We start from the raw sequence: 704 nt of genomic DNA, 5'->3' as shown, positions 1-704 counted from the left end.
CCTGGGCGGTGCGCCGGTAGGAGGCCTGGGCCGGGGCGCGGCTGCCCGTCCAGGCCGGGGCCGCCGTCACAGGCAGGGCCACGACACCGACGACGGCGACCAGCCGCACGAGTTCCCGACGCGTGGACGCCTTCTGCTTGGCAGATCGCGGCCGGGTCACGAACGCGACGGCCTGCTCCGTCCCCAGGGACAGCAGGACCGACAGACCAAAGATCACCAGCCCCACGTGGATCGGCACGTCCTGGGCGCCGGTGCGCAACAGGTAGGTGATCATCATCGGCCAGTGCCACAGGTAGATCCCGTAGGAACGGTCACCGATCCAGGTGAGCCACCGCGCCCGGAGAGGCACGTGCGCACCGTGATCACCGCCGTCGTCCTTGACCATCAGAAGAAGGGCGGCGCCCACGGTGGGGATGATCGCCACCCATCCCGGGAACAGCGCGTTCGGTCCCACCACGAATCCGGTGCTGACCACCGCGACCAGGCCCGCCCACCCCAGCACAACCGCCAGGCGGCGCGGCAACGGACGGGTGACGACCAGTGCGACCAGCGCCCCCAGCGCGAACTCCCACAGGCGCAAGCGCGTGTCGAAGTAGTTCGGCGCGGGATCCAGTCGCGTGACCAGGACGGAGGTGGCCAGGGAGACCACGAACACCGCACCGAAGACCAAAACGGCAACGGTTCGGAAGGACCTGTTGGTCCAT

At 69.5% G+C, this 704-nt stretch carries 1 protein-coding gene; it reads right to left on the bottom strand.

The features are described from left to right. Positions 1-704: acyltransferase family protein (locus tag GTW58_RS13315; RefSeq protein ID WP_168023587.1), on the bottom strand; the 704-nt coding region annotated here is incomplete at both ends.

It is taken from the genome of Kocuria subflava (genome assembly GCF_012163155.1).
GTDB lineage: Bacteria > Actinomycetota > Actinomycetes > Actinomycetales > Micrococcaceae > Kocuria > Kocuria subflava.
Note: the sequence above shows the minus strand (reverse complement) of the source record. Positions and strands in the feature narration are given on the sequence as shown.